Source organism: Nocardioides ferulae, assembly GCF_003660455.1.
Taxonomy (GTDB): Bacteria; Actinomycetota; Actinomycetes; order Propionibacteriales; family Nocardioidaceae; genus Nocardioides; species Nocardioides ferulae.
In genome coordinates this window covers 489,456-513,663 of the sequence record NZ_QZVR01000002.1, presented here as the reverse complement: position 1 = coordinate 513,663, position 24,208 = coordinate 489,456, and the positions used below count along the sequence as shown (strand labels likewise).

25 protein-coding genes are annotated in these 24,208 nt (G+C 72.7%); 9 read left to right on the top strand and 16 right to left on the bottom strand.

Annotated features, from left to right (window positions below; all coding sequences use genetic code 11):
• Positions 1-16: 16 nt before the first annotated feature.
• A complete protein-coding gene (locus tag D6B71_RS05465; RefSeq protein WP_121252747.1) occupies positions 17-544 on the top strand; it encodes a beta-class carbonic anhydrase in 528 nt (175 codons plus the stop codon).
• A 6-nt stretch (positions 545-550) separates the two neighbouring features.
• Here D6B71_RS05465 and D6B71_RS05460 read toward each other — a convergent pair whose 3' ends face one another.
• From D6B71_RS05460 to D6B71_RS05450, 3 genes are all read right to left on the bottom strand, one after another.
• Positions 551-826 (bottom strand): hypothetical protein, encoded by a 276-nt coding sequence (locus D6B71_RS05460; protein WP_121252745.1) that lies wholly within the window; start codon positions 824-826, stop codon positions 551-553.
• Complete coding sequence (locus D6B71_RS05455) at positions 823-1,428, bottom strand: hypothetical protein (protein WP_121252743.1); 606 nt, start codon at positions 1,426-1,428, stop codon at positions 823-825. The genes D6B71_RS05460 and D6B71_RS05455 overlap by 4 nt, the downstream gene beginning before the upstream one ends.
• Before the next feature lie 96 nt (positions 1,429-1,524).
• Complete coding sequence (locus tag D6B71_RS05450; RefSeq protein ID WP_121253007.1) at positions 1,525-3,585, bottom strand: DNA gyrase/topoisomerase IV subunit B; 2,061 nt, start codon at positions 3,583-3,585, stop codon at positions 1,525-1,527.
• A gap of 412 nt (positions 3,586-3,997) precedes the next feature.
• Here D6B71_RS05450 and D6B71_RS05445 point away from each other — a divergent pair, with 412 nt between their 5' ends.
• Complete coding sequence (locus D6B71_RS05445; protein WP_121252741.1) at positions 3,998-4,222, top strand: DUF7455 domain-containing protein; 225 nt, start codon at positions 3,998-4,000, stop codon at positions 4,220-4,222.
• A 75-nt stretch (positions 4,223-4,297) separates the two neighbouring features.
• On the top strand, positions 4,298-4,774 hold the full coding sequence (locus tag D6B71_RS05440; protein ID WP_121252739.1) for a DUF456 domain-containing protein: 477 nt from the start codon (positions 4,298-4,300) through the stop codon (positions 4,772-4,774).
• Between the two features lie 16 nt (positions 4,775-4,790).
• On the opposite strand, the gene D6B71_RS05435 is transcribed toward D6B71_RS05440, so the two are convergent.
• The 4 genes from D6B71_RS05435 to D6B71_RS05420 form a co-directional block, all read right to left on the bottom strand.
• Positions 4,791-5,111 carry an STAS domain-containing protein gene (locus D6B71_RS05435; protein WP_121252737.1) on the bottom strand — a complete coding sequence of 107 codons (321 nt, stop codon included), beginning with the start codon at positions 5,109-5,111 and terminating at the stop codon, positions 4,791-4,793.
• Positions 5,112-5,198: 87 nt separating this feature from the next.
• A complete protein-coding gene (locus tag D6B71_RS05430) occupies positions 5,199-6,626 on the bottom strand; it encodes an RNA polymerase sigma factor (RefSeq protein WP_121252735.1) in 1,428 nt (475 codons plus the stop codon).
• Positions 6,627-6,770: 144 nt separating this feature from the next.
• A complete protein-coding gene (locus D6B71_RS05425; protein WP_121252733.1) occupies positions 6,771-7,340 on the bottom strand; it encodes an HhH-GPD-type base excision DNA repair protein in 570 nt (189 codons plus the stop codon).
• A 72-nt stretch (positions 7,341-7,412) separates the two neighbouring features.
• Positions 7,413-7,814, bottom strand: a complete 402-nt coding sequence (locus D6B71_RS05420) for a universal stress protein (RefSeq protein ID WP_121252732.1) — start codon at positions 7,812-7,814, stop codon at positions 7,413-7,415.
• Between the two features lie 146 nt (positions 7,815-7,960).
• Here D6B71_RS05420 and D6B71_RS05415 point away from each other — a divergent pair, with 146 nt between their 5' ends.
• Positions 7,961-8,359: a hypothetical protein gene (locus tag D6B71_RS05415; RefSeq protein ID WP_121252730.1), complete on the top strand. Its 399-nt coding sequence runs from the start codon at positions 7,961-7,963 to the stop codon at positions 8,357-8,359.
• A gap of 12 nt (positions 8,360-8,371) precedes the next feature.
• Here D6B71_RS05415 and D6B71_RS05410 read toward each other — a convergent pair whose 3' ends face one another.
• From D6B71_RS05410 to D6B71_RS05400, 3 genes are all read right to left on the bottom strand, one after another.
• Positions 8,372-9,838, bottom strand: a complete 1,467-nt coding sequence (locus D6B71_RS05410) for a glutamate-cysteine ligase family protein (protein ID WP_121252728.1) — start codon at positions 9,836-9,838, stop codon at positions 8,372-8,374.
• Between the two features lie 9 nt (positions 9,839-9,847).
• On the bottom strand, positions 9,848-10,999 hold the full coding sequence (locus D6B71_RS05405) for a carboxylate-amine ligase (RefSeq protein ID WP_121252726.1): 1,152 nt from the start codon (positions 10,997-10,999) through the stop codon (positions 9,848-9,850).
• A gap of 82 nt (positions 11,000-11,081) precedes the next feature.
• Positions 11,082-12,185, bottom strand: coding sequence for a DUF4192 domain-containing protein (locus D6B71_RS05400; RefSeq protein ID WP_121252724.1), 1,104 nt, complete (start codon positions 12,183-12,185; stop codon positions 11,082-11,084).
• Between the two features lie 181 nt (positions 12,186-12,366).
• Here D6B71_RS05400 and D6B71_RS05395 point away from each other — a divergent pair, with 181 nt between their 5' ends.
• Entirely contained in the window at positions 12,367-13,701 is a 1,335-nt protein-coding gene (locus D6B71_RS05395; protein WP_121252722.1) for a DNA polymerase IV, read from the top strand.
• Here the strand turns inward: D6B71_RS05395 and D6B71_RS05390 are convergent.
• From D6B71_RS05390 to D6B71_RS05380, 3 genes are all read right to left on the bottom strand, one after another.
• On the bottom strand, positions 13,643-14,557 hold the full coding sequence (locus D6B71_RS05390; protein ID WP_121252720.1) for a 5-oxoprolinase subunit C family protein: 915 nt from the start codon (positions 14,555-14,557) through the stop codon (positions 13,643-13,645). The two genes, D6B71_RS05395 and D6B71_RS05390, sit on opposite strands and share 59 nt — an antisense overlap.
• Positions 14,554-15,261 (bottom strand): 5-oxoprolinase subunit B family protein, encoded by a 708-nt coding sequence (locus D6B71_RS05385; RefSeq protein WP_121252718.1) that lies wholly within the window; start codon positions 15,259-15,261, stop codon positions 14,554-14,556. Before D6B71_RS05385 ends, D6B71_RS05390 begins: the two co-directional genes overlap by 4 nt.
• Before the next feature lie 73 nt (positions 15,262-15,334).
• Entirely contained in the window at positions 15,335-16,060 is a 726-nt protein-coding gene (locus D6B71_RS05380) for a 5-oxoprolinase subunit PxpA (RefSeq protein ID WP_121253005.1), read from the bottom strand.
• Positions 16,061-16,099: 39 nt separating this feature from the next.
• Between D6B71_RS05380 and D6B71_RS05375 the strand changes: the two genes are divergently transcribed.
• Both D6B71_RS05375 and D6B71_RS05370 read left to right on the top strand, forming a co-directional pair.
• Positions 16,100-18,256 (top strand): S9 family peptidase, encoded by a 2,157-nt coding sequence (locus tag D6B71_RS05375; protein ID WP_121252716.1) that lies wholly within the window; start codon positions 16,100-16,102, stop codon positions 18,254-18,256.
• A 248-nt stretch (positions 18,257-18,504) separates the two neighbouring features.
• Complete coding sequence (locus tag D6B71_RS05370; protein ID WP_121252714.1) at positions 18,505-19,461, top strand: sigma-70 family RNA polymerase sigma factor; 957 nt, start codon at positions 18,505-18,507, stop codon at positions 19,459-19,461.
• Positions 19,462-19,475: 14 nt separating this feature from the next.
• Here D6B71_RS05370 and coaE read toward each other — a convergent pair whose 3' ends face one another.
• The 3 genes from coaE to D6B71_RS05355 are packed head-to-tail and all read right to left on the bottom strand — an operon-like array spanning position 19,476 to position 21,762.
• Entirely contained in the window at positions 19,476-20,063 is a 588-nt protein-coding gene (gene coaE / locus D6B71_RS05365; protein WP_121252712.1) for a dephospho-CoA kinase, read from the bottom strand.
• A 2-nt stretch (positions 20,064-20,065) separates the two neighbouring features.
• Positions 20,066-20,818 (bottom strand): SIMPL domain-containing protein, encoded by a 753-nt coding sequence (locus D6B71_RS05360; RefSeq protein WP_121252710.1) that lies wholly within the window; start codon positions 20,816-20,818, stop codon positions 20,066-20,068.
• Positions 20,815-21,762, bottom strand: a complete 948-nt coding sequence (locus D6B71_RS05355; RefSeq protein WP_121252708.1) for an NAD-dependent epimerase/dehydratase family protein — start codon at positions 21,760-21,762, stop codon at positions 20,815-20,817. Before D6B71_RS05355 ends, D6B71_RS05360 begins: the two co-directional genes overlap by 4 nt.
• A gap of 128 nt (positions 21,763-21,890) precedes the next feature.
• On the opposite strand from D6B71_RS05355, the gene D6B71_RS05350 reads away from it, so the two are divergent.
• Both D6B71_RS05350 and D6B71_RS05345 read left to right on the top strand, forming a co-directional pair.
• Positions 21,891-22,598 (top strand): TetR/AcrR family transcriptional regulator, encoded by a 708-nt coding sequence (locus D6B71_RS05350; RefSeq protein WP_240641088.1) that lies wholly within the window; start codon positions 21,891-21,893, stop codon positions 22,596-22,598.
• Positions 22,595-23,887, top strand: coding sequence for a class I adenylate-forming enzyme family protein (locus D6B71_RS05345; RefSeq protein ID WP_121252704.1), 1,293 nt, complete (start codon positions 22,595-22,597; stop codon positions 23,885-23,887). The genes D6B71_RS05350 and D6B71_RS05345 overlap by 4 nt, the downstream gene beginning before the upstream one ends.
• The last annotated feature ends 321 nt before the right edge of the window (positions 23,888-24,208 follow it).

Sequence of the window (24,208 nt, the reverse complement as noted above, 5' to 3'; positions counted from 1 at the left end):
TGGATACCTTCCGGCCATGACCGCCCCGGCTGACCTCACCCCTGGCCCCGACGCCGACTTCGACGACCTGCTCGCCGCGAACCGAGACTTCGCCGCCGACTTCGACCTCGGCGGCTTCGACGGCGTGGCTCGCGCCGGGGTCGCGATCGTGACCTGCATGGACTCGCGCATCGACCCGCTGCGGATGCTCGGGCTCGACCACGGCGACGCCAAGATCTTCCGCAACCCCGGCGGCCGCGTCACCCCGCAGGCGATGGAGGCGCTGGTGCTCGGCGTCCACCTGCTGGGTGTTGAGCGGGTGCTGATCGTGCCCCACACCCGCTGTGCGGTCGCCTCGAACACCGAGGCCGAGCTGCGCCGCAGGGTGACCGAGTCGGCCGGCCAGGACGCCTCGTGGCAGCCGTTCCACGTGATCGCCGACCAGGTCGCCGCGCTCACCGAGGACGTGCAGAAGGTCCGCTCGCACCCGCTGGTGCCCGAGACGGTCAAGGTCGCCGGCTTCGTCTACGACGTCGACACCGGGCTCCTGGACCGGCAGGCCTGATCGGCGTCACTCCGGCGAGGCTCGGCGAGCCTGCTCGAGTCGCGCACGCTCCTCCTCCTCGATCTCTCGCTCGCGCTGCCACCACAGCACGATGAGCCCGTTGACGAGCAGCAGGCTGCCGAGCACCGCGAGCACCCACGTGGCGTCGCCGTGCGTGTTCCAGCTGCCGCCGTCGCGCGGCTCGCCGGCTCCGTGCGCGACGATCGCGAGCAGCACCATCGTCACGCCCGAGGCGGTCATCAGGCGCCCGGCCAGGCGAACCACCTCGAGCATGGTGGTCACCAGGAGCTCGAGACGCTGATCGTCTCGTAGGCGGGCGGTATCTCGTCGCTGGAGAAGCAGTCCATCGCGGACGACTGGCCCTCGTCGAGCCGGTTGCTCGAGCAGGAGATCTCGGCGAGGTTCTCGGTGCCGTCCATCAGCTTGAAGGTGAGCGTGGCGCTGGAGCCGGCCCCGGGCAGGTCGTCGTTCTCGACGTTGGTGGCCCGCAGCCCCTTGATGGACAACCTGTCGTACTCGTCGGTGGCCACCCGCCAGCCCTCGTCGAACTCGAAGCCGTCGAAGGTGAAGGACTCCCCCTCGGCCACCTGCTGCGGCTCGGGCCGGGCGGTGGCCTCCTCGATGGTCTCGTCGATCTCGTTGACGAACAGGCCCACGAGCGCGAGGCAGCCGCCCAGACCGACCAGCAGCACGACACCGAGCCCGCCCAGGATCCACCAGACCGCCCGGGACTTCTTCGCCGGCGGTGGCTGGTAGTAGCCCGGCGGCTGCCCCTGGGGGCCCGGCTGCCCCGGACCGTACGGCGACCCGTAGGGCCCGGCGTACGGCTGCGGGGGCTGCTCGCCCCACGGTCCCGGAGCGGACGGTCCGTTCTGGTCGCTCATGAGTCCCCCCGAGTAGGCGCGATCGATGCGCGGACACGTTAGCAGCGAGGCTCCGCCGCGTCGCGCCGGAGCCCACAGGCCCGGATCGTCCCCGGATCAGGCGTCGAGCGCCTCGACGTCGACCTCGTAAGCCCCTTGCACGATGAACTCCTTGCGCGGCGCCACCTCCGAGCCCATCAACAGCTCGAAGACCTGCGCCGCGGCCTCCGCGTCGTCGACGGTGATCCGGCGGAGGGTCCGGTGGCGGGGGTCCATCGTGGTCTCGGCCAGCTGGTCGGCGTCCATCTCACCGAGACCCTTGTAGCGCTGGACGGGGTCCTTCCAGCGCACGTTCTTCTTCTTCAGCTCCGCCAGCCGGCGCTGCAGCTCGTCGTCGGAGTAGGTGTAGACGTACTTGTCCTGACCCTTCTTCGGGTTGGAGATCTCGATGCGGTGCAGCGGCGGCACCGCGGAGAAGACACGGCCCTCGGCGATCAGGTCGGGCATGTACTTGAAGAACAGCGTCGCCAGCAGGCAGCGGATGTGGGCGCCGTCGGAGTCGGCGTCGGCCATGAAGATGATCCGGCCGTAGCGGCGGGCCTCGATGTCGAACGTGCGCCCGGAGCCGGCGCCGACCACCTGGATGATCGAGGCGCACTCGGCGTTCTTCAACATGTCGCCGACCGAGGCCTTCTGAACGTTGAGGATCTTGCCGCGGATCGGCAGCAGCGCCTGGAACTCGGAGTTGCGGGCGAGCTTCGCGGTGCCGAGCGCCGAGTCTCCCTCGACGATGAACAGCTCGCTGCGGTCGTTGTCGCCCGAGCGGCAGTCGGCGAGCTTGGACGGCAGCGTCGAGGACTCCAGGGCGTTCTTGCGACGCTGGGTCTCCTTGTGCTGGCGGGCCGTGATCCGGGTCTTGGCCGCCCCGGCGACCTTCTCCATGAGCAGCTTGGCCTGGGCCTTCTGGGCCCGGTTGCTGCTGGTGAGGAAGGCGGTCAGCTGCTTCGCGACGATCTTGCGCACCTCGCTGCGGACCGCGGGCGTGCCGAGGATCTCCTTGGTCTGCCCCTCGAACTGGGGCTCGGCCAGGCGGACCGTGACCACCCCGGTGAGCCCCTCGAGCACGTCCTCCTTGATCACGTCGAGGTCGGCGGCGCGCAGCACCTTGGCCGAGCGCATGGCGTCGTTGAAGGGCTTGGTGAGCGCGGCCTCGAACCCCGACACGTGGGTGCCGCCCTTGGGGGTCGCGATGACGTTGACGAACGAGCGGAGCGAGGTGTCGTAGCCGGTGCCCCAGCGGACGGCGATGTCGACCACCAGCTCGCGGTCGACGTCCTGCGGGGTCATCTGTCCGTGGTCGTCGAGCATCGGGACGGTCTCGGTGAAGCTGCCGGTGCCCTGCAGGCGGAGCACGTCGGTGACCGGCTGGTCGGCGGAGAGGTACTCGACGAACTCGGCGATGCCGCCCTCGTGGCGGAACTTCTCCTCGACCGGGGTGTCGCCGCGCAGGTCGCGGATCACCAGCTCGAGGCCGGGCACGATGAACGAGGTCTGCCGGGCCCGGCCCAGCAGGCCCTCGAGTTCGAACGTGGCCTCCTTGGTGAAGATCTGGCGGTCGGGCCAGAAGCGGATGCGGGTGCCGCTGCGGCCCTTGGCCACCCGGCCGCCCTTGCGGGTCAGCCCCGAGCGCGCCTCGAAGCCCGCCCCCGGCCCGTCGGCGTCGAAGACTCCCGGGACGCCGCGGCGGAAGGACAGCCCCTGCTCGGACGGCGACCGCTGGACGTCGATGTCCATGCGCGAGGACAGCGCGTTGACCACCGAGAGGCCGACCCCGTGCAGCCCTCCGGAGGCGTTGTAGGAGCCCCCGCCGAACTTGCCGCCCGCGTGCAGCTTGGTCGCCACCACCTCGACGCCCGGAAGCCCGGTGCGGGGCTCCTTGTCGGTGGGGATGCCCCGGCCGTCGTCGTGCACCTCGGCGGAGCCGTCGGGGTGCAAGGTGACCTCGACCCGCTGGGCGTGGCCGGCCAGCGCCTCGTCCACGCCGTTGTCGATGATCTCCCACAGGCAGTGCATGAGGCCGCGGGTGTCGGTCGAGCCGATGTACATGCCGGGGCGCTTGCGCACGGCCTCGAGGCCCTCGAGGACCAGGAGGTGGGCGGCGTTGTACGTGCTGTCGATCGGAGGCTCCTGGCGCGGTGGTGGTGGCCGACGACGCGGGGCGGTCGCCGTGCCCGGGCACCCGAATCTACCCGCGCAGGCGCTAGGTCCGACGCAGGCACGCCTGGATCGGGCGAACCCCCGCACCGGGTCACGGACCGGCCGTGAGTGACGTCACGATGTGGTCACGACGCGCCGCCGTTTCGGCCATCCCCGGCGCGTCGGAACCGGCCAGGGGCCAGACTCGAGGGCGTGCGGCCCTGCCGGTCCGGACCAGTGTCGTCCGGCGCATGGAATCGGTCGGGCAAGGGAATCAGGTTCGTGATCAGATGGACGATCAGATAGGCGTGTCCGAGATTACGTGGCGGCGGGAATCTTGCAGTCTCCGGCTACGTTGAGCAAGACACCGAACGAACGACGAAATGAGGCCGATGTGACCACTGCACTTGCCCCCAGTGCGCCGCTGACCGCTGCGGACCGCTGTGACCGCTGCGGAGCCCAGGCCTACCTTCGCGTAGAGCTGCAGAGCGGCGGCGAGCTGCTGTTCTGCGCCCACCACGCGCGTGAGCACGGCGACAAGCTCAAGGAGATCGCGGTCGCCGTGATCGACGAGACGCACAAGCTCGGCAACTCCCCCACGCCCGCCCCGGAGCACTGACACCGCCCACCGACTGCCGCGACGGCCCCGAACGCAAGCGTTCGGGGCCGTCGCCGTCGTGAAAGGGTGTGGCCCGTGAGTCTCACCGAAGTCGTGGTCGCGATCGCGATCCTGATCGGCCTGGTCGGGATCCTCGTCCCCGTGCTGCCGGGCTCGATCCTGGTGCTGGCCGCCATCGGCGTCTGGGCGGTTCAGACGGGGGGCACCACCGCCTGGGGGGTGCTCGCCGCCGCGGCCGTGCTCCTCGCCGCCGGAACGGTCGTGAAGTACGCCGTGCCGGGCCGCCGGCTCAAGTCGGCCGGCATCCCGGCCTCGACGCAGTGGGCGGGCGCCGGGCTGGCGGTCGCCGGGTTCTTCGTCGTTCCGGTCGTCGGCATCTTCGCCGGCTTCGTGCTCGGCGTCTATCTCGCCGAGCGGCACCGTCTCGGCGCACGACTCGCCTGGCCGTCGACCAAGTCCGCGCTGGCCGCGGTCGGGCTCTCGATCCTCATCGAACTCGCCGCAGCGGTCCTGGCGACGCTCGTCTGGGTCGGCGGCGTGGTGGCCACCTGAGGACCACCAGCCCGGCTCACGCCTCCCGGTAGGGAAGCCCGCAGATCTCCAGCACCCGCTGGGCGATGCAGCCGCGACGCGCAACGAACTCGAGCTCGTGGCCGGCCTTGCGCGCGTTCTCGCGAGCCACGGCCAGCACCCCGACCCCCAGGCTCGGCAGGAAGTCGACGTCGTTGAGGTCGACGACCAGCGGGCGGGAGTAGCCTGCCGACTCCTTCTCCAGCGAGTCGCGCAGGGCGACACCCGAGAGCTCGTCGATGCTGCCGCTGATGGCCAGCACGCCGGTCTCGGCGTCGTACGCCGAACTGAAGGGCCGCTCGTCCACGGTTCCGGTCATCGTTCTCCTCCCTGGCGGTCCAGGGTTGTGGGGGGTGTCCACGGGCGCACTGCTCGGCCCGAGGAGGTCTCGGCAGGTCGGTCTGGGTCAGTCAAGGTAGTCGCGCAGCACCTGCGAGCGCGAGGGGTGGCGCAGCTTGGACATCGTCTTGGACTCGATCTGGCGGATCCGCTCGCGGGTCACGCCGTAGACCTTGCCGATCTCGTCGAGCGTCTTCGGCTGTCCGTCGGTCAGGCCGAACCGCATGCTCACCACGCCGGCCTCGCGCTCGGACAGCGTGTCGAGGACCGCGTGCAACTGCTCTTGCAGCAGGGTGAAGGAGACCGCGTCGGCCGGCACGATGGCCTCGGAGTCCTCGATGAGGTCACCGAACTCGGAGTCGCCGTCCTCGCCGAGGGGGGTGTGCAGCGAGATCGGCTCGCGACCGTACTTCTGGACCTCGATGACCTTCTCGGGGGTCATGTCGAGCTCCTTGGCGAGCTCCTCGGGCGTGGGCTCCCGGCCGAGGTCCTGCAGCATCTGCCGCTGCACCCGGGCCAGCTTGTTGATGACCTCGACCATGTGCACCGGGATGCGGATGGTGCGCGCCTGGTCGGCCATCGCGCGGGTGATGGCCTGCCGGATCCACCAGGTGGCGTAGGTCGAGAACTTGTAGCCCTTGGTGTAGTCGAACTTCTCGACCGCACGGATCAGGCCCAGGTTGCCCTCCTGAATCAGGTCGAGGAAGAGCATGCCGCGGCCGGTGTAGCGCTTGGCGAGCGAGACGACCAGCCGCAGGTTGGCCTCGAGGAGGTGGTTCTTGGCCCGCCGGCCGTCCTCGGCGATCCACTCCATCTCCTCGCGGAGCTTCTCGGAGATCTTCCCGCCCTTGGCCAGCTTCTCGTCGGCGAAGAGCCCGGCCTCGATGCGCTTGGCGAGCTCGACCTCCATCTCGGCGTTGAGAAGCGGCACCTTGCCGATCTGCTTGAGGTAGTCCTTGACCGGGTCGGCCGTCGCGCCGGCGACCATGACCTGCTGCTCGGGCTCGTCGGTGTCGTCGGCGGCCGAGACGACGAACGAGGCCTGCTTCTCGTCCTCCTCGATGGAGGGGTCGGCCGCGACGTCCTTCTCGAACTGCTCGTCGGGCAGGTCGGGCAGCACCTTCTTGCCGTCGGGGCCGACGGCCGGTGCCGCGGCGGCTTCCTCGCCGGCGGGCTGCGGGGTCGCAGCGGCCTTCTTGGCGGCCGCCTTCTTGGCGGGGGCCTTCGCCGCCTTCGCGGTGGTGGTCTTGCGGGTGGTCGTCGCCGCGGCCGCCCGGCCGGTGGTGGCCGGCACGTGCACGGAGATGCCCAAGCCGCTCAGGTGCTGCAGCAGCGACTTGAGGTGCCGCGGCTCGACGGCCGCGTCCTCCGAGGCCTGGCGCACCTCGTCAGGGGTGAGCGTGCCGGTCGGCTGGGCCCGCTCGATGAGGGCGGCGACGGCGGGATGCGAGAGCACCTCGGCGGGAATCTTGCGCGCGTTCGAGGACACGAACACCTCTCGTGAGCTGACTGGGAAACCGACGGTGGATCGAAGTTGGGCGCGGCGAGGCCCGGTGTCGTCAAGTGCCGCTCGGACCATTCTGCCACGGCGCCGGTGAGGCCGGACCACTCCCCCGGCCCTCGGGCGACGTCCGATCCGTCAGGTGGCCGCGGAGCGGGCGGCCGCCTTCTTCTGCTTCTTGTAGTCGCGCACCCGCTGCAGCGACTCGGCGTCGACGACGTCGGCCACCGACCGGTGACCCTCGAGCGCGTAGTCGCCGACCACCGCCTCCCACCCGGGCGGACGGACGCCGAGCTGCTTGGCCAGGAGCGCGACGAAGATCTGCGCCTTCTGCTTGCCGAAGCCCGGCAGCTCCATCACCCGGGCGAGCAGCTCCTCGCCGGTGGCGGCCTCGCTCCACAGCCGCTCGGCGCGGCCGTCGTAGCGCTGCTCGACGAGCGCCGCGAGCGCCTGGAGCCGGGTCGCCATCGAGCCGCCGTACCGATGGATCGCCGGGGGACGCCGGCAGAGCTCGGAGAACGTGTCGGGGTCGGCCGCGGCGATAGCGGCCGGATCGAGACTGCCGAAGCGCTCCAGGACCTTCGCCGGGCCGGCGAAGGCACGCTCCATCGGGAACTGCTGGTCGAGCATCATGCCGACGAGCAGTGCGAACGGCGACTCCTCGAGGACCTTGTCGGCCGCAGGGTCACCGGTGATGTGGATGGCCATGGGGGTCATCTTCGCGCACGATGCGGGGACCACCGGTGCGAGGGGCACCGGGGCGCCCTCGCACCGGGGACGTCAGTCGGCCTTGACCGCCAGCACCGGGCAGTGGGCGTCGAGCAGGATGCGCTGGGCGTTGCTGCCCAGGATCAGCTTGCCCACCGGGGAGCGACGACGCAGGCCGATCACGATCAGCTCGGCCTCGTTGGCCTCGGCGACGTTGATCAGGTCCTCCGCGGGCTCGAGACCCCGGACGAGCTCGCGGACCTCGAAGGGCAACCCCGTCTCCTTGAGCCGGCGCTCGACGTCCTCCATGTCGTTCTCGGTCTGGATCGCGGACTCGGCGTCGAACTCCCGCCCACCGCGATGGGAGTTCACCACGACCAGCTTGGCGCTGCGCAGCTTCGCCTCGTCGATCGCCTTCGCCAGCGCGGCCTCGCCCTCGGGCTTGGGCACGTAGCCCACCACCACGGTCGACATCGCTCTCCTCGTCTCGGTGCTCTCGTCGCTGTCGGGCCGGTCGGCCCACTGGGCACGTTATCGAATCCCTCCTGACGCCGTGCACTTGTGGACAACCGTGACGGTGTGTCGCCGCAGGGGAAGGCTGTGCCCATGACGGAGCGACCATGACCCGAGCGTCCCTCGACGAGATCGATCACGGCAGTGACGCCCGGCCCAGCCCCGAGGAGGGGTTCGACGTCGGGTGTGCCGGCATCGCCGCCGCCCTGCCGGCCGTCCGGCGGGCGGTCGTGCTCCGTCTCGGGCGCCCCGGCGATTCCGCCGTGGCGTTCGCGCTACGGCCCGGTGAGTCTTCCGACCACACGCTGCGTACCGATGTGGTGGCGGCCCTGCTGCGCCGCTGTCCGGCGGCCGACCCCTGGGTGTGGCTGACCCGCGACGGGGGCCACCAGGTCGAGGACTCCGACGCCGGCTGGTACGCCGCGGCCCGCGCGGCGTTCGCCGAGGCCGGCCGTCCGCTGCGCTTCGTCGTGGTCACCCCGGAGGGCTGGGTGCTTCGTGGGTGATGCTCGACGTGCTCAGTCCCAGGTGTGCACCGGCTCGTTGGAGTGCATCCGGTCGCGGTAGTCCAGGAGCGTGGCCCGCAAGGCGTCGAAGCGGTCCTGGTCCGCGCGCCCATGCATGCGGCGCACGAACCACTCCGCGCCGTTGGTGCCGGTGAGGCAACGCTGCTCGATGATGTCGAGCAGCCGGTCGCTCTCCGCCGCGTCGACGCCCCACGCAGCCAGCCCCTCGCGCGCCAACGGGAGCAGCCGCCGCAGCACCAGCTCGGTGGCGCGCACCTGGCCGACGCCGGGCCAGTAGACCTGGGCGTCGATGCCGTGCCGTGCGGCCAGGTGGAAGTTCTCCTCGGCGGCGCTGAAGGACATCTGGGACCACAGCGGTCGCTCGTGCTCGGCCAGTGCCCGCACCAGGCCGAAGTAGAGAGCGGCGTTGGCCATGGTGTCGACGACCGTCGGTCCGGCGGGGAGGACCCGGTTCTCGACCCGGAGGTGCGGGACTCCTCCGGCGATGTCGTAGACCGGGCGGTTCCAGCGGTAGACCGTGCCGTTGTGCAGCCGCAGCTCGGCGAGATTGGGCGTGCCACCGCCCTCGAGCACCTGGAGCGGGTCCTCGTCGGCGTCGGTCACCGGGAGCAACGCCGGGAAGTAGCGGACGTTCTCCTCGAACAGGTCGAACACCGAGGTGATCCACCGTTCGCCGAACCACACGCGCGGGCGCACACCCTGCGCCTTCAGCTCCTCGCCGCGGGTGTCGGTGGCCTGCTCGAAGAGCGGGATCCGGGTCTCGCGCCACAGCTCCTTGCCGAGCAGGAAGGGGGCGTTGGCACCCAGGGCCAGCTGGATGGCGCTGATCGCCTGGGAGGCGTTCCAGTAGGAGGCGAACAGCGCGGGAGAGGTCTGCACGTGCAGCTGGGTGCTGGTGCAGGCGGCCTCGGGCACGATCGAGTCGGCGGTCGTGGCCAACCGCTCGGGACCCGTGATGGCCAGCGTGATGTCTTCGCCGCGGGCGCCCAGGATCTGCTCGCTGAGCAGGTGGTAGCGCGGGTTGGGGCTCAGGCTCGCGGCCGTCATGTGCCCGTGGTCGAGGGTGGGCAGGATGCCGATCATGACCAGGTGCGTGCCGAGGTCGGCCGAGTGCTGCTCGGCGGCGTTCAGGCTGCGCCGCAGGCTCTCCTCGAAGCCGCTCAACCCGCGCTCGCGCAGCCGGGCCGGCGCCACGTTGATCTCGATGTTGAACTGGCCCAGCTCGGTCTGGAAGTCGGGGTCGGCGACCGCGTCGAGGACCTCGCTGCTCCTCAGCGCGGGGTCACCGCGCTCGTCGACCAGGTTCAGCTCGACCTCGAGCCCGGTCATCGGGTCGTCGGTGTCGAAGCGCGCCTCGCGCAGCATCCGGGCGAACACGTCGAGGCAGCGCCGCACCTTCTCGCGGTGTCGGGTGCGGTCCGCGCGGGAGAACTCCTGTGCCTCCACCTCTTCGCCCATGTCCGCAGCCTAGAAGACGGGTCCGAGGGCCCAGGCCCGCTCGCTGCGCTCGACCAGGTCGTCGACGACCCCGTCGATGCCGTCGCGGTCCTGGCCGGCGCTGCGCTCGAAGGCGGCCCGCTGCCGGGTCGCCCCGCCCCCGCGCAGCACGCGGGGCACGCCGTCCTCGACGACCGACAGGTCGCCGGCCTCGTCGAGCTCGCTGCCGACCAGCTCCACCAGGGACTCCAGCACCTCGCGGGCCGGACGCAGCTCGCGGCGGAGCGGGTGCATCAGCGTGTCGCCGAGGCCCCATCGGGCGGCGCGCCACTGAGCCCCTCGCAGCTGTTCGCTGCGCCACCGGTCCGCCGGTTCGCCGGCCGACCAGCCGCGGGCGGCGTGCTCGACCAGGGCCCGGGTCAGCGCGACGAGCAGACCGGCGTCGGCCGGGTCGGTGCAGACGTCGAAGACGCGCACCTCGACCGTGGGCTGTCCCTCGGAGAGTCGCGCGTCGAAGTAGAGCATGCCGCGGTCCCGGGCAGCGCCGCTGGCGAGCAGCCCGTCGGCCGCGGCGCGGTAGCCGGCCATCGACCCGAACGCCTCGGTGGGGCCGGCGCTGGGCCACCTGCCCCACACCTGCGAGCGCCAGGAGGCGTAGCCGGTGTCCCGGGACGCGGCGTACGGCGAGTTGGCGCTGACGGCGAGCAGCACCGGCAGCCACGGCGCCAGCCGGTCGATGACCGCGACTCCCTCGTCGTCGGAGCCGATCCCGACATGGATGTGCATGCCGCAGGTCCCGGCCGAGCGGGCCACCTCGCCGAAGGTGTCGACCATGTCGCGGTAGCGGTCGTCCGGGGAGACACGGGGATGAGTCAGCTCGACCGGCGCGATGCCGCACGCCACCGCCGCCAGTCCCGCCTCCCGAGCAGCCAGGCCGGCCGACCTGCGCGCCGCGCGGAGCTGCTCGACCGCGGCCGGCACGTCGGTGGTCGGGTCCGTGCGCGTCTCCACCTGGTGCAGGAACAGCTCCTGGTCGAGCTCGTCGCTCGCCGCCCTGGGCTCACGTCCGGCGCCGTGCTCGCGGTGGCCCTTCAGGACCTCCCGGGCCCGGGCGCTCACCTGGCGGGTGGCCGGGTCGAGCAGGAGCAGCTCCTCCTCGACGCCGACCGTGCGGATATCCATGGCGCGGGGGTACCCCGCGCCCGGCGCCCGCATCCGGGGCGGTGCGGGTCGGCTGTGTCACGGCATCAGGTCGCACGACGACTCACCGGTCCAGTTCGCAGCCCTGCTCGGCAGCCCGCCACGCCTCCTCCTCGAGGAGCTCGATCTCGTCGAGCCCTGCCCAGAGGTCGGCGACCGCCGAGGGTGGCACGGCCTCGGCCAGCATCCGCTCCAGCAGCGCCGCCATCGGGTCCGACTCCCCTGTCTCGGCGCCGGCCTCGGCGCCCCTGTCGAGCGCACACCAGGCCAGGGCCCCGTCGCCGGCCTGCCAGGCCGACCAGGCCAGCAGCAGGGCCGGGCCGGCGAGAGCCCGCTGCGGAGCCCGACGGAGCACCGTGGTCCACAGCGTGACGTGCTCGGACGCGGACTCCCGGTCGATCGAGCGCAGCAGGAGGTCGCGGGCGGACTCCTCGGTCAGCGCATCCAGCAGCGCCGCCGTCTCGGCGATGTCGGGCACGGAGCCGAGTGGCCGCTCGCCTCGCGCGAGGGCGGCTGCTCGCGCGAGCCTGGCCAGCTGCCCGTCGAGGCGGCGGCCGGCGTCGAGGGCGGAGCTCTGCCGCTCGATCTCCGCCAGTGCGTCGTCGACCGCCGCCACGAGCTCCGGGACCGCCGCGACCATGTCGGCCAGCTCGGTGCGCGAGCCGTGGGTGACTCGACCCAGGACCACCGACTCGACGAGGAACGGATGGGACGAGACGTCGTAGGGCACGCCGTGTCGAGGCGAACCGTGGCCGCCGGCGGGGCAGGTCCACCATCGGCTGCCGTCCGCGCGCAGCACCGGGAGCACGCCCACACCGGCCCGGCCGAAGTGCCGCTGCAGCGCCCCCGCCACTCGGTCGCCGAGCCGGCCGTCGGCGGTGTAGAGCACGAACGCGACGCGAGTCACCCGGTGCCGCCTGACCGGTCGCAGCAGCGTCTCGGCGAGCTCGTCGAGGGCGGACGCGTCGGTCGGGTCGGGTGCCGGGTCGGGCAGGTCGCAGCGAGCATGGAAGGGGCCTGGGGAGGAGCCGGCGGCGCCGAGCGTGATCATCACCGCCGACTCGGTCGGATGGAACCCCAGGAGCACCGGCACGGCGGCCAGGAGGTCCTCGGGGCTGCGGGCGGTCAGGGTCCGCCGGGGCTGGGAGTCGCTGGGCGTGGTCGTCATGGGACGACGGTGGCCCCGGCCACCCCCCGGCCGCAGCACCGCGCGGCTCGGCCTGTGGAGGACGGCGCACTCGAGGCGAGTGTGGAGAGAGCCGATCTGGGTCCGGCTGTGGGTGGCGGTGGGTGGCGGTGGGTAGCGTCCTCGACCGTGAGGATGCGGTCGACCGGCGCGGGGTGCCGAGGTGCGTGAGCATGCCTCGGTCCTCCACCTCGACCTCGATGCGTTCTTCGCCTCGGTGGAGCAGCGCGACAAGCCCTCGCTGCGCGGCAAGCCGGTCGTCGTCGGCGGGGTCGGTGGCCGTGGGGTCGTCTCCACCGCCTCCTACGAGGCTCGTCGCTACGGCGTCCGCTCGGCGATGTCGACCCGCGAAGCCAGGGCCCGCTGCCCGCACGCGGCGTTCCTGTCCGGCCGCTTCCATGCCTATCGTGAGGCGAGCCGCGCGGTGATGGAGCTGCTGCGCTCGGTCTCCCCTCTCGTCGAGCCGCTGTCTCTGGACGAGGCGTTCGTCGACCTCGAGCACGCCGGCCTGCCCGACCTCGAGGTCGGCACGGTCACCGGGCTCGCCGAGGAGCTGCGCGAGCGGGTCGCGGCGGTCACCGGAGGCCTGACCGCCTCGGTGGGTCTCGGCACCTCCAAGTTCATCGCCAAGGTCGCCAGCGACCTCGACAAGCCCGACGGGCTGGTGGTGGTCGCGCCCGGCACCGAGCGCGACCTGCTGCGCCCGATGCACGTCACGGTGATCCCGGGCGTCGGCCCGGCGACGGCCGAACGACTCCGGCGTGCCGGCATCCACACCGTCGCCGACCTCGAGCGGGTCGGCCTCGACGAGCTGGTCCAGCTCGTCGGGCGTGCCCACGGCCACGGGCTCCACGAGCTGGCCCGCGCCCACGACGACCGCCCCGTGGTCCCCGAGCGCGAGGCCAAGTCCGTGAGCGTCGAAGGCACCTACGACACCGATCTGGCCGACCGGCGGCTGATGGAGCACCTGCTGACCCGGCAGGCCGGCGAGGTCGCCGCCCGGCTGCGCAAGTCCGGCCTCTCGGGCCGCACCGTCTCGATCAAGGTGCGGCTGCACGACTTCACCACGCTCAGCCGCTCCACCACGCTGCCCTCCCCGACCGACCAGACGGCCACCATCTCCAGGCTGGCCCGGCGCCTGCTCGCCGACCTCGACACCTCCGGGGGCGTGCGGCTGCTGGGGGTCGGCGTCTCCGGCCTGGCCGACTGGGTCCAGGAGGACCTCTTCGGCGAGACCGCCGAGGAGCAGGAGCCGCTGCCCGAGGTCGACCTGCCCACGGACCGGCTGCGCGGCTGGTCCCCCGGCATGGACGTCGTGCACGCCGAGATGGGCCGGGGCTGGGTCTGGGGCTCGGGCCGGGGGGTGGTCACCGTGCGCTTCGAGACCGCCCAGACGCCGCCCGGGCCGGTGCGCAGCTACCGGGCCGACGACCCCTGCCTCACGGCGTGGCAGCCAGCCCCGCTGCCCGAGGACGCCGCACCGCCGGCGCCCGGGTGAACCGCACCGTCTGCCCGGGGCGCAGCTGGGCGCACTGCCACAGGTCGGCCCTCTCGACGACCGCGATCACCGGGTAGCCGCCGGTCGGGGGGTGGTCGGCCAGGAAGATCACCGGTCGGCCGTTCGGCGGCACCTGGACCGCACCGGAGACCATGCCCTCGCTGGGCAGCTCGCCCGGTCGACGGCGCCGCAGCCGGTGACCCTCGAGCCGCAGGCCCACCCGGTTGGAGTCGATCCCGACCGTGTAGGGCGAGGAGCAGAGCAGGTCGAGCGCGCCCGAGGAGAACCAGTCGAGCCGCGGGCCCGGGTGCAGCCGCAGCACGCCCGCGCTCGGCGGTGGTCGCGGCACCTCGTGTGCCGCGGGTGGCCCGGTCGGGTCGCCGAGCGGGAGGACCGCGCCGGGTGTCAGGGCCGGCGGGCCGACCCAGGCGAGGGTGTCGGTGGAGCGGGACCCCAGCACGGGTGGCACCTCGATCCCGCCGGCGACCGCGACGTAGCTGCGCAGCCCGACCGCGGGCGGCCCCACCTCGAGCACCTCGCCGGCGGGCAGGAACTCCGCCCGCCCACCTGCGCACGGCCGGCCCGCGATGCGCACCGGCCCGGATGCGCCGGTCACCGCCACCCATCGGCCGGCGTGGGCACGCACCGCCAGCCCGCCGAACGTCACCTCGAGCACGGCTGCCTCGGGCGGGTTGCCGACCAGCCGGTTGCCGAGGGCTGCCGCGGGCCCGTCGAGCGCACCGGCCCGGGGCACCCCGAGATGGGCCAGGCCCACCCGTCCTTGATCCTGCACCGTCGCCAGCGGGCCGGTACGCAGCACCTCCAGCGCGGCGGCACGACTCCCGGGAGCGGTCACCGGAACCACCGGCGGCGGGGCGTGCGGGGTCCCGGAGGGGCCGGCTCGCCCGCGATGCCCCGGCTCCCCGGGCGCCCGGCAGCGACCGGCGCCGAGACGGGCTCGCTCGCAGTGACATCGCGGAAGCGCACCCGGGTGCCGGGCGGCAGCAGTGCGGGCTCGATGCGCTCGGGGTCCCACAGCTGCTCGTCGGTGTGGCCCAGCACTCGCCACCCACCTGGGGACTCCCCCGGATAGATGCCGCACCAGGTGCCGGCCAGGGCGACCGCCCCGGCCCGCAGCCGGGCCCGCGGGGAGTCGAGCCGCGGGACGGCCAGCTCCTCGGGGAGCCCGGCGAGATAGGAGAACCCCGGCGCGAAGCCGCAGAAGGCGCTGACGAACTCGATCCCGGTGTGCCGCGCGACCGCGCCCTCGACAGTGGTGCCCCACAGCCCGGCGACCAGCTCGAGGTCGACGCCGTCGTAGGTCACCGGCAGCTCGACGACCCCGCCGCCGATCGGCACCGGGTCGCCCCGCCACGCGTCGAGCGCGGCGGCGAGCGCCTGCGGGTCGGCGACCTCCGCGAACAGGACGCTGGTCGCGGCGGGGACGATCTCGGCCGCGCCGAGAGCGCGCTCCCTGGCCCAGGCGGCCAGGGACAGCGCGGCTGTCGTGTCCGGGACCTCGACCAAGAGCGAGTCTGACCCCACCGAGTGGACGTGCACGGGTCAAGTGTCGCAGTCGGAACCGGTCGCGGAGGGCCGAAATGTGGACGTTGTTCGTCCGAGACTCGGACGCTCAGCAGCTGCGCAGGAGGTACCCGGCCCGCTCCAGCTCTCGGCGTACGGCCTGGGCGTGGGCGACGGCGCCCGGTGTGTCGCCGTGCACGCACACCGAGTGCACCTGGGCCGCCAGCTCGACCGCCCGGCGCGCGATCCGGGCAACGTCGGTCAGCACCGCCCCCGCGCGGTGGCGAGGGAGGAGGCGCCCATCGGGCCCGTAGCCGCGATCGGGGAAGCCCTCGTGGAGGACCCGGCGTCCGGCAGCTGCGGCCTTCTCCTGCAACACCCCCGGCATCGTCATCACCGGCAGTCCGGACCCGTCGAGCACCGAGCCGTCGAGCACCGCGGCCGCCTGCTCCTCGTCGTCGAGCACCCGGTGGTAGAGCGCGCCGTGCGGCTTGACGTAGCGCACCTCGACGCCGCTGCGGGCGGCCGCGTCGGCCAGCTCGCCCACCTGGTGGGCGATCTGCTCGCGCAGCCGCCCGTAGGGGACCTCCCTCGGGATCCGTCCGAAGTTCTCGCGGTCGTCGTAGGAGACCTGGGCGCCGATCGCGACACCGCGCCGCGCGGCCTCCGCGCAGACCTCGCGCATCAGCGCCGGGTGGCCGGCGTGGAAACCGCAGGCCACGTTCGCGCTGGTGACGACTGCGAGCAGCGCGGCGTCGTCGGTGACCTCCTCGCCGAGGTCGGCGTTGAGGTCGACGGCGCGCTCGGCCGGCGCAGGCTCCGAACCGGTGGTCACCGGCACACGCTAACCCCACGTCTCCTAGGGTCTGCCCACATGGAGCCACCTCTCGCCCCCCGTCGACCCGTCACCCGCGAGCTCCACGGCCGGACCCGCGTCGACGACTACGAGTGGCTGCGGGAGAAGGACTCCCCCGAGGTGGTGGCGCATCTCGAGGCGGAGAACGCCTGGACCCGTGAGCGGACCGCCCACCTGGCCGACCTGCGGACCCGCATCTTCGACGAGATCAAGGCCCGCACCCGCGAGACCGATCTCTCGGTGCCCACCCGCAGCCGCGGCCACTGGTACTACGGGCGCTCCTTCGAGGGCCGCGAGTACGGCGCCAGCTGCCGGGTGCCGGTGGCCGGCCCCGACGACTGGACGCCGCCGACCCCGGCGGACGACTGCGCCCCGGACCAGCCGGCGCTGCCGGGCGAGGAGGTGCTGCTCGACCTCGACGCCCTGGCCGAAGGCCACGACTTCTTCTCCCTCGGCGGCTCCGCGGTCAGCCCCGACGGCAACCTGCTGGCGTTCGCGGTCGACGTCGTGGGCGACGAGCGCTACCTGCTCCGGGTCAAGGACCTGCGCACCGGAGAGCTGCTGTCCGACGAGCTGACCGGCCTGCTGGGCGGCGGCACCTGGGACCGGACCGGGGAGAACCTCTATTACACGACCGTCGACGACTCCTGGCGGGCCGACAAGATCTGGCGACACCGGCTCGGCACCAGCCAGGACGACGACGAGCTGGTGCACCACGAGCGCGACGGCCGCTTCTGGGTGGGGGTCGGCCGCACCCGCAGCGACCGGTTCCTGGTGATCGCCTCGGGCTCGAAGACCACCAGCGAGTACCGCTTCCTCGACGCCGACGACCCGGCGGCCGGGTGGCAGGTGTTCTCGCCGCGCCGCGAGGGCCTGGAGTACTCCCTGGACCATGCCGTGCTGGGCGGCGAGGACCGCTTCCTGGTGCTGCACAACCTGACCGGGCCGGACTTCGAGCTCGGTGTCGCACCGGTCCGGCCGACCCCGCCCGAGGAGTGGACCGCGCTGGTCCCGCACGACCCGCAGGTGCGGCTCGAGGACGTCGACGCGTTCGCCGGGCACCTGGTGCTCCACCAGCGCAGCGCGGGGCTCACCCAGCTGCGGATCCTGGAGCTCGGGGACGACCCGACCACCCCGGTGACCGACGACTACCTGGTGCGATTCGACGAGGAGGTCTACACCGTCGGGTCGGGCGGCAACCCGGGCTTCGCCCAGCCCACGGTGCGACTGGGCTACACCACCATGGCGGTGCCGTCGTCGGTCTACGACTACGACGTGCGCACCCGCGAGCTGACGCTGCTGCGGCGTGCCCCCGTGCTGGGCGGCTACGACCCCGCCGACTACGAGGAGCACCGCCTCTGGGCCACGGCGGACGACGGCGAGCGGGTGCCGATCTCGATCGTGGCGCGCCGAGGGGCGCGGGGCCCCGCGGAGGCGCCGCGCCCGATCCCGGTGCTGCTCTACGGCTACGGCGCCTACGAGATGTCGATGGACCCCTACTTCTCCGTGGCCCGGCTCTCGCTGCTCGACCGCGGGGGTGCGTTCGCGATCGCCCATGTCCGCGGTGGCGGTGAGATGGGCCGGCGCTGGTACGACGACGGGAAGCTGCAACGCAAGCGCAACACGTTCACCGACTTCGTGGCCTGCGCCCGGCACCTGGTCGAGACCGGGTGGGCCGAACCGGAGACGCTGGTGGCCGAGGGCGGCAGCGCCGGCGGGCTGCTGATGGGCGCCGTGGCCAATCTCGCCCCCGACCTGTTCGGCGGGATCGTCGCCGCGGTCCCGTTCGTCGACAACCTCACGACGATGCTGGACGCCTCGCTCCCGCTCACCGTGACCGAGTACGACGAGTGGGGGAACCCGGAGGCCGACGCGGAGGTCTTCGACTACATCGCCTCCTACGCCCCCTACGACAACGTGGCAGCGGTCGACTACCCCCCGATCCTGGCCGAGACCTCCTTCCACGACACCCGGGTGCTCTACGTGGAGCCCGCGAAGTGGGTGGCCCGGCTGCGGGCCACGGCCGAGGGGCGCCGTGACTTCCTGCTGCGCACCGAGATGTCGGCCGGGCACGGCGGGGTGTCGGGCCGCTACAAGGCCTGGCACGACCGGGCCTTCACGCTCGCCTGGATCCTGGACCGGATGGGTCTCGCCGACACGCCTCCGGCCGGCTGAGCCGGAGCCGGGACCGCCCATCCGCCGATCGTTCCGCGACACGCCGCAACAGGGCGGGAACCGTCGACGGGTCGCCGCCGGGCTGAGAAGTGGCTGAGAGTTGGCTCGCCAGGCAACTCCCCGCCCGCGCCGTTCGTCGTTCAGGCATACGGGCTCACGTTTGAACCAGGAATCCCAGGGACACCGTGAGCGTTAGACGAGCGTGTGACGACGCAGCGGCGGCGGCACTGGTGCGAAGGAGGGGTCCCATGGCAACACGGACGGCGACGGCAGGGGTGCGAGAGATCGAGGGGCGCGACAGCGTCGGTCTCTACCTCGACGAGATCGCGCGCAACCCGCTCCTCGACGCCGCGGCCGAGGTCGAGCTCTCCAAGACCATCGAGGCCGGCCTCTACGCCGAGTCGCTGCTGCGTGAGGGCCGGGTCGGCCGCCGCAAGGGCGGCGCCCCGATGACCGCCTCCCAGGAGGAGCTGGAGTGGCTCGCCGAGGAGGGTCGCAAGGCGGTCGACACGTTCATCACCGCGAACCTCCGGCTGGTCGTCTCGATCGCCCGCAAGTACGGCCGCGCCCAGATGCCGATGCTCGACCTGATCCAGGAGGGCAACACCGGCCTGATCCGGGCGGTGGAGAAGTTCGACTACACCAAGGGCTACAAGTTCTCCACCTACGCGACGTGGTGGGTGCGCCAGGCGATCACCCGGGGCATCGCCCAGCAGGCGCGGGTCGTGCGGCTGCCCGTGCACGTGGTGGAGGAGCTGAACCAGGTCGGCGGCGCCCGACGCACGCTCGAGCGTCAGCTGGGCCGCGACCCGGAGCCGCAGGAGATCGCCGCCGAGCTCGGCATGGAGCTCGAGCGCGTCCTCGACCTGATGGCCTGGGGCCGCGAGCACGTCAGCCTCGACTCCCCCGTCGACGACGACGGCGACACCTCGCTCGGTGACCTGATGGCCCAGGAGACCTCCCCCGGCCCCGACCTGAACTTCATCGACGTCGAGTCCCGCGACCGGCTCAACAGCCTGGTGGGGCAGCTCGACGACCGGGCCGCCGACATCATCCGCTCGCGCTACGGTCTCGTCGACGGGCGCCAGCACAAGCTCGCCGACATCGGCGCCAAGCACGGCATCTCCGCCGAGCGGGTGCGCCAGCTCGAGCGGGAGGCGCTGCAAAAGCTCCGCCGCTTCGCCGACCCCGACCTGGCAGCCTGACGCACCCGACCAGGTCAGCCGGACCGCAACGCCTCGACGACCTCCGCGACCCGCTCGCGGAGGTCGTCGCGCGTCGCGGTGTTCTCCACGACGTGGGTCGCGATCGCCCGGCGCTGCTCCCGGCTGGCCTGCGCGGCGATCCGCGACTCGGCCTCCTCGGCGGTCCAGCCACGGTCGCGCACCATCCGGGCCACCTGCAGCTCGTGCGGGGCGTCGACGACCAGCACCGCGTCGAAGTCGTCGGCGCGACCGGTCTCGGCCAGCAGCGGGATGTCGTGCACGACCAGCGACCCGGGCGGCGCCTGCTCCTCGAGGGCCACGATCCGCTCGAAGACCAGCGGGTGCACGATCGACTCCAGCCTGCGTCGCAGCTCGGCGTCCGCGAACACCAAACGGCCCATGGCGGCCCGGTCGAGCTCCCCGTCCTCGGTCAGCAACTGCGGACCGAACGCCTCGACCACCGCCGCCAGCCCGGGCGTGCCGCGCGCGACCACATCCCGGGCCAGCTGGTCGGCGTCGATGACGACGGCGCCGAGCTCACGCAGCATGGCCGCGACGGTGCTCTTGCCGGAGGCGATGCCTCCGGTCAGCCCGACGCGCACGCTCAGCGCACCCCGGCGGTGTGCGCGGCGGCCATCCCCGCCACGAACCGGGCGTCGACCGAGGCGGTCACGTCGATGTCCTGCGGCACCAGCTGCAGCTCGGCGTCACCGCCGGCCAGCTTGGCCGCGCGGGTGAACGGGGCACTGGACTCCCCGATCGGGTGCAGCCCTTCGGCGAGCATGCCGGCCTCGGCGAGGGAGACCGGCACGATCGGTCCGAGCTTGAGGGCCTCCGCGTACGCCTGCGCCTTGGCCTGTGCGTCCCGCACGGCGCGGGTACGCGCGGCCCGGGCCAGCTCCTGGCGGCGGTGGACGGTCAGCGACCACTCGACGTACTCGACGTGGAACCCGGTGATGCCGGCCATGTCCGAGAGCCAGGCCGACATCCGCGCGAAGTCGCTGAACTTCACCTGCAGGTCGGTGCGGGCGTGGTGGACCAGGGGCAGCTGCACACCGTCCTTGTTCCACGGCCGGTTCGACCAGGTGCGGACGTCTTGGCTCGACCACCAGGTCACCGGCCCTCGGTCGGGCTCGTGCAGCGAGACGATGCTCGCCTGCACCACCGCGAACTGCTCGGCCACCGCGTCGTAGACCCGGCCCGCCTCGGGTCCCTCGAGCCCGACGCCGGCGTGCACCGTGGCGCGTTCGGCTGGGTGGAACTGGCGACTGGTGCCGCGAACGGTGATCTCCACGGGGGCCGGGGCGTCGGTCGGCGCAGTCGCCTGGTCGGAGGCGTGGGGTGAGGTCGAGGTCACCTCGCCACACTAGCCACCGCGTCGTCGCCGGTGGCCCGGCAGACCTCCTCCCACGGCGTCGGGCGCAGGCCCAGCTCCTCCTGGGCGGCCGAGGAGTCCAGGACGTAGGGCACCTCGAACTGCCACCGCGTGCTGCGCAGCTCGCGCACCATCGGTACGCCGAGTGCGAGCGCGTCCAGCATCAGGCGCGGATAGCCGCGGACCGCGACCGGCTTGCGCCCGACCGCGGCGCACATGTCGGCGATCGCCTGCCGCTGGCTGCGCGGAGCGTCGGTCGGCACGTGCCAGACCCGGCCGAGCGCGTCGGGACGGGCCGCGACCGCGGCCAGGGTGCGGGCGACGTCGCGCACGTCGGTCCACGAGTGCGGCTGGTCCGGGCTGCCGAGCACCCGGACCGGGCGTCCGGCGAGCGCCCGGGGCAGCACCCGGGTCACGTGTCCGTTGTCTCCGACACCCGGGCCGACGTAGTCGGAGCCTCGGACCTCGACGGCCCGGACCCGGCCGTCGCGGTGTGCGGCCAGGGCGTCGGCCCAGATGCGGGCGCGGAGCTCTCCCTTCGGATCGGTCGCCCGGTCCGGGAGCTCCTCGACCATCGGCTCGGTCACCGGACCGTAGGGATAGAGGTTCCCGGTGATGGCGAGCACCGCGCCGGAGCGTTCGGCGGCGGTCAGCATCGCGGCCGCCATCGGCGGCCAGTCACGGACCCAGGTCGTGTAGTCCGGGGGGTTGACGCAGTTGTAGAGGGCGACCGCCCCGTCGGCGAGCGCGGCCAGGGCATCGGCGTCGGTCACGTCGAGGGCGACCCGCCGGACCCCCGCCAGCTCGGGACCGCCGCCGGAGCGGCTGACCAGGACGGTCTGTTCACCGCGGTCGGCGAGCAGGCGGGCGAGCGAACGGCCGACCGGGCCGGCGCCGAGCACGAGATGGTGCTGCTGGGGGTTCATCGGGGCTCCTGAGACGAGTGGACGAGCGAGAGCAGCGCTCTCGAATCGAGACTGGCAGGACCTCGATCCATATGCAAGAGCAGTGCTCTCGTTTTTTGTCAGCGCTCTTGTCGTGCCAGGATTGCCGAGTGAGCACCGAGTCGCTGTCGCAGGGCGCCCGCGCCCGCGCGCGCGCCGAGATCACCAGGACCATCCAGGAGACCGCGCGCCGACACCTGGCCGAGGTCGGTCCCGCAGCACTCTCGCTGCGCGCGATCGCGCGCGACGTGGGCATGGTCTCCTCGGCCGTCTACCGCTACTTCCCGAGCCGCGACGACCTGCTCACCGCGCTGATCGTCGAGGCCTACGACGAGGTCGGCGAACAAGCCGAGCGGGCCGACCGCGCGTGCCACCGCGCCGACCTCGGCGGCCGGTTCGGCGCGGTCTGCCGAGCGGTACGCGACTGGGCACTCACGCACCCGCACGAGTACGCCCTGCTCTACGGCTCCCCGGTGCCCGGCTACCAGGCGCCACAGACCACGGTCGGGCCCGCCAGCCGGGTCCCGCTGGTGCTGCTGGGCATCGCCGCCGACGCCCAGCGAGCAGGTCCGGCCCCCATCGCTCCCGCCGTGCAGGTTCCCGACGCCGAGCGGGCGGCACTCTCGGGCATCCAGGTCCTTCTCGACGAGCCGATCAACGACTCGCTGCTCGCCCGCTGCCTGCAGTCCTGGGCGACACTCTTCGGCCATGTGTCGCTGGAGCTGTTCGGACACATGCACACCGCCGTACTCGACTACGACGCCCATTTCGAGCACGTCGTGCGGCAGCTCGTCGCCGATCTGGGGTTGGACCGATGAGCGACCTGCCACCCGGTGCCCGGGTCGCTCTCCTCGTGCCGGGCTCGCCGACCTTCCTCGACGTCGTGATGGCGCTCCTGGCCGAGGGCAGGTTCCCGATCCCGCTCGACCCGAGGCTCACCACCTTCGAGCGCCACCGGATCCTGGCCGGACTCTTCCCCGACCTGGTCGTCGACGACGAGGTCGGGCTGCGCGACCTGCACCTGCGACTGCTCCCCGACGGCGGCCCCGAGCAGCGCCTCCCCCGAGCCCGGCCGATGCACGTCACCAGCGGCACCACCGGAGTCCCCAAGGGAGTCGACAGCGGCCAGCTGAGCCGGGCGGACGCCGAGGCGCTGGTGGCGGAGGAGCGCGACCTGTGGGGATTCCGGCCCGACGACGTGAACCTGGTGCTGAGCCCGCTCTACCACTCGGCCCCGCTGCGCTTCGCGATGGGCACCCGCCTGGCCGGCGGCCGGGTGGTCGTGCCGGGACCGTTCGACCCGGCGAGGGTGACCGAAGCCATCCGCAGCGAGCGCCCGACCACCATGTTCTGCGTGCCCGCCCACCTGCAGCGGCTCTTCGCACACTGGGACGAGGTCGGCACCCCCGACCTCTCCTGCTTCCGGCTGGTCGCCCACGCCGGCGCGCCGTGCCCCGAGCAGGTCAAGCGGCGGCTCATCGAGGCCTTCCCACCCGGGACGACCTGGGAGTTCTACGGCTCCACCGAGGGTCAGTTCACCGCCTGCCCCAGCGAGGAGTGGCTGACCCGCCCCGGCACCGTCGGCCGGGCCAGGCCGGGACGCACGCTCCACGTCGACCCCGACGGCACGATCTGGTGCACCGTGCCGAGGCATGCCCGGTTCACCTACTACGGCGCCCCCGAGAAGACCGCGGCCGCCTGGCGGGAGACACCCGAGGGGCCCGCCTTCACCGTCGGCGACCTCGGCCGCCTCGACGCCGACGGCTACCTCTACCTCGACGGGCGGCGCGAGGACCTCATCATCACCGGCGGGGTCAACGTCTATCCGCTCGAGGTGGAGCAGGCGCTGCGCACCCACCCGGCGGTCGCCGACGCCGCCGTCTACGGCATACCGGACGAGCACTGGGGCCAGCGCGTCTGCGCGGCCGTGGTGCCCGCGCCTGGCGGCGACCTCGACGTCGAGACCCTGACCGCGTTCGCCCGCGAGCACCTGGCCCCACCGAAGCGCCCCAAGACCTGGACCCTGCTCTCCGACCTGCCCCGCACCCTCACCGGCAAGGTGCTGCGCGACCGACTCCCCGGGGCGGAGCCGCGTCGGGCGGACTGACGCTGACCCGCCACTCGTGGTCGGTGCTTGCGCGCTGACCTGCCACTCGTGGTCGGTGGTGCCTCGCTGATCTGTCACTCGTGGTCGGTGGTGCCTCGCTGACCTGCCACTCGTGGTTGGTGCTTGCGCGCTGACCTGCCACGCGCGGCTTTCCGCTGCGCGGGGCTTCGTGGTCTGCCTGACCTGGGGTCTGGTGGGTTGTGGTGGGTGGGGCGGGAGTCTGCGTCGCTCGCGCTCCCAGGGAGGGAGGGTGTGCGGCTTCGCCGCACTGACCCGACCAGGCGCGGCCGCGCAGGGGTTGGTGTCATCGCGGCGTAGCCG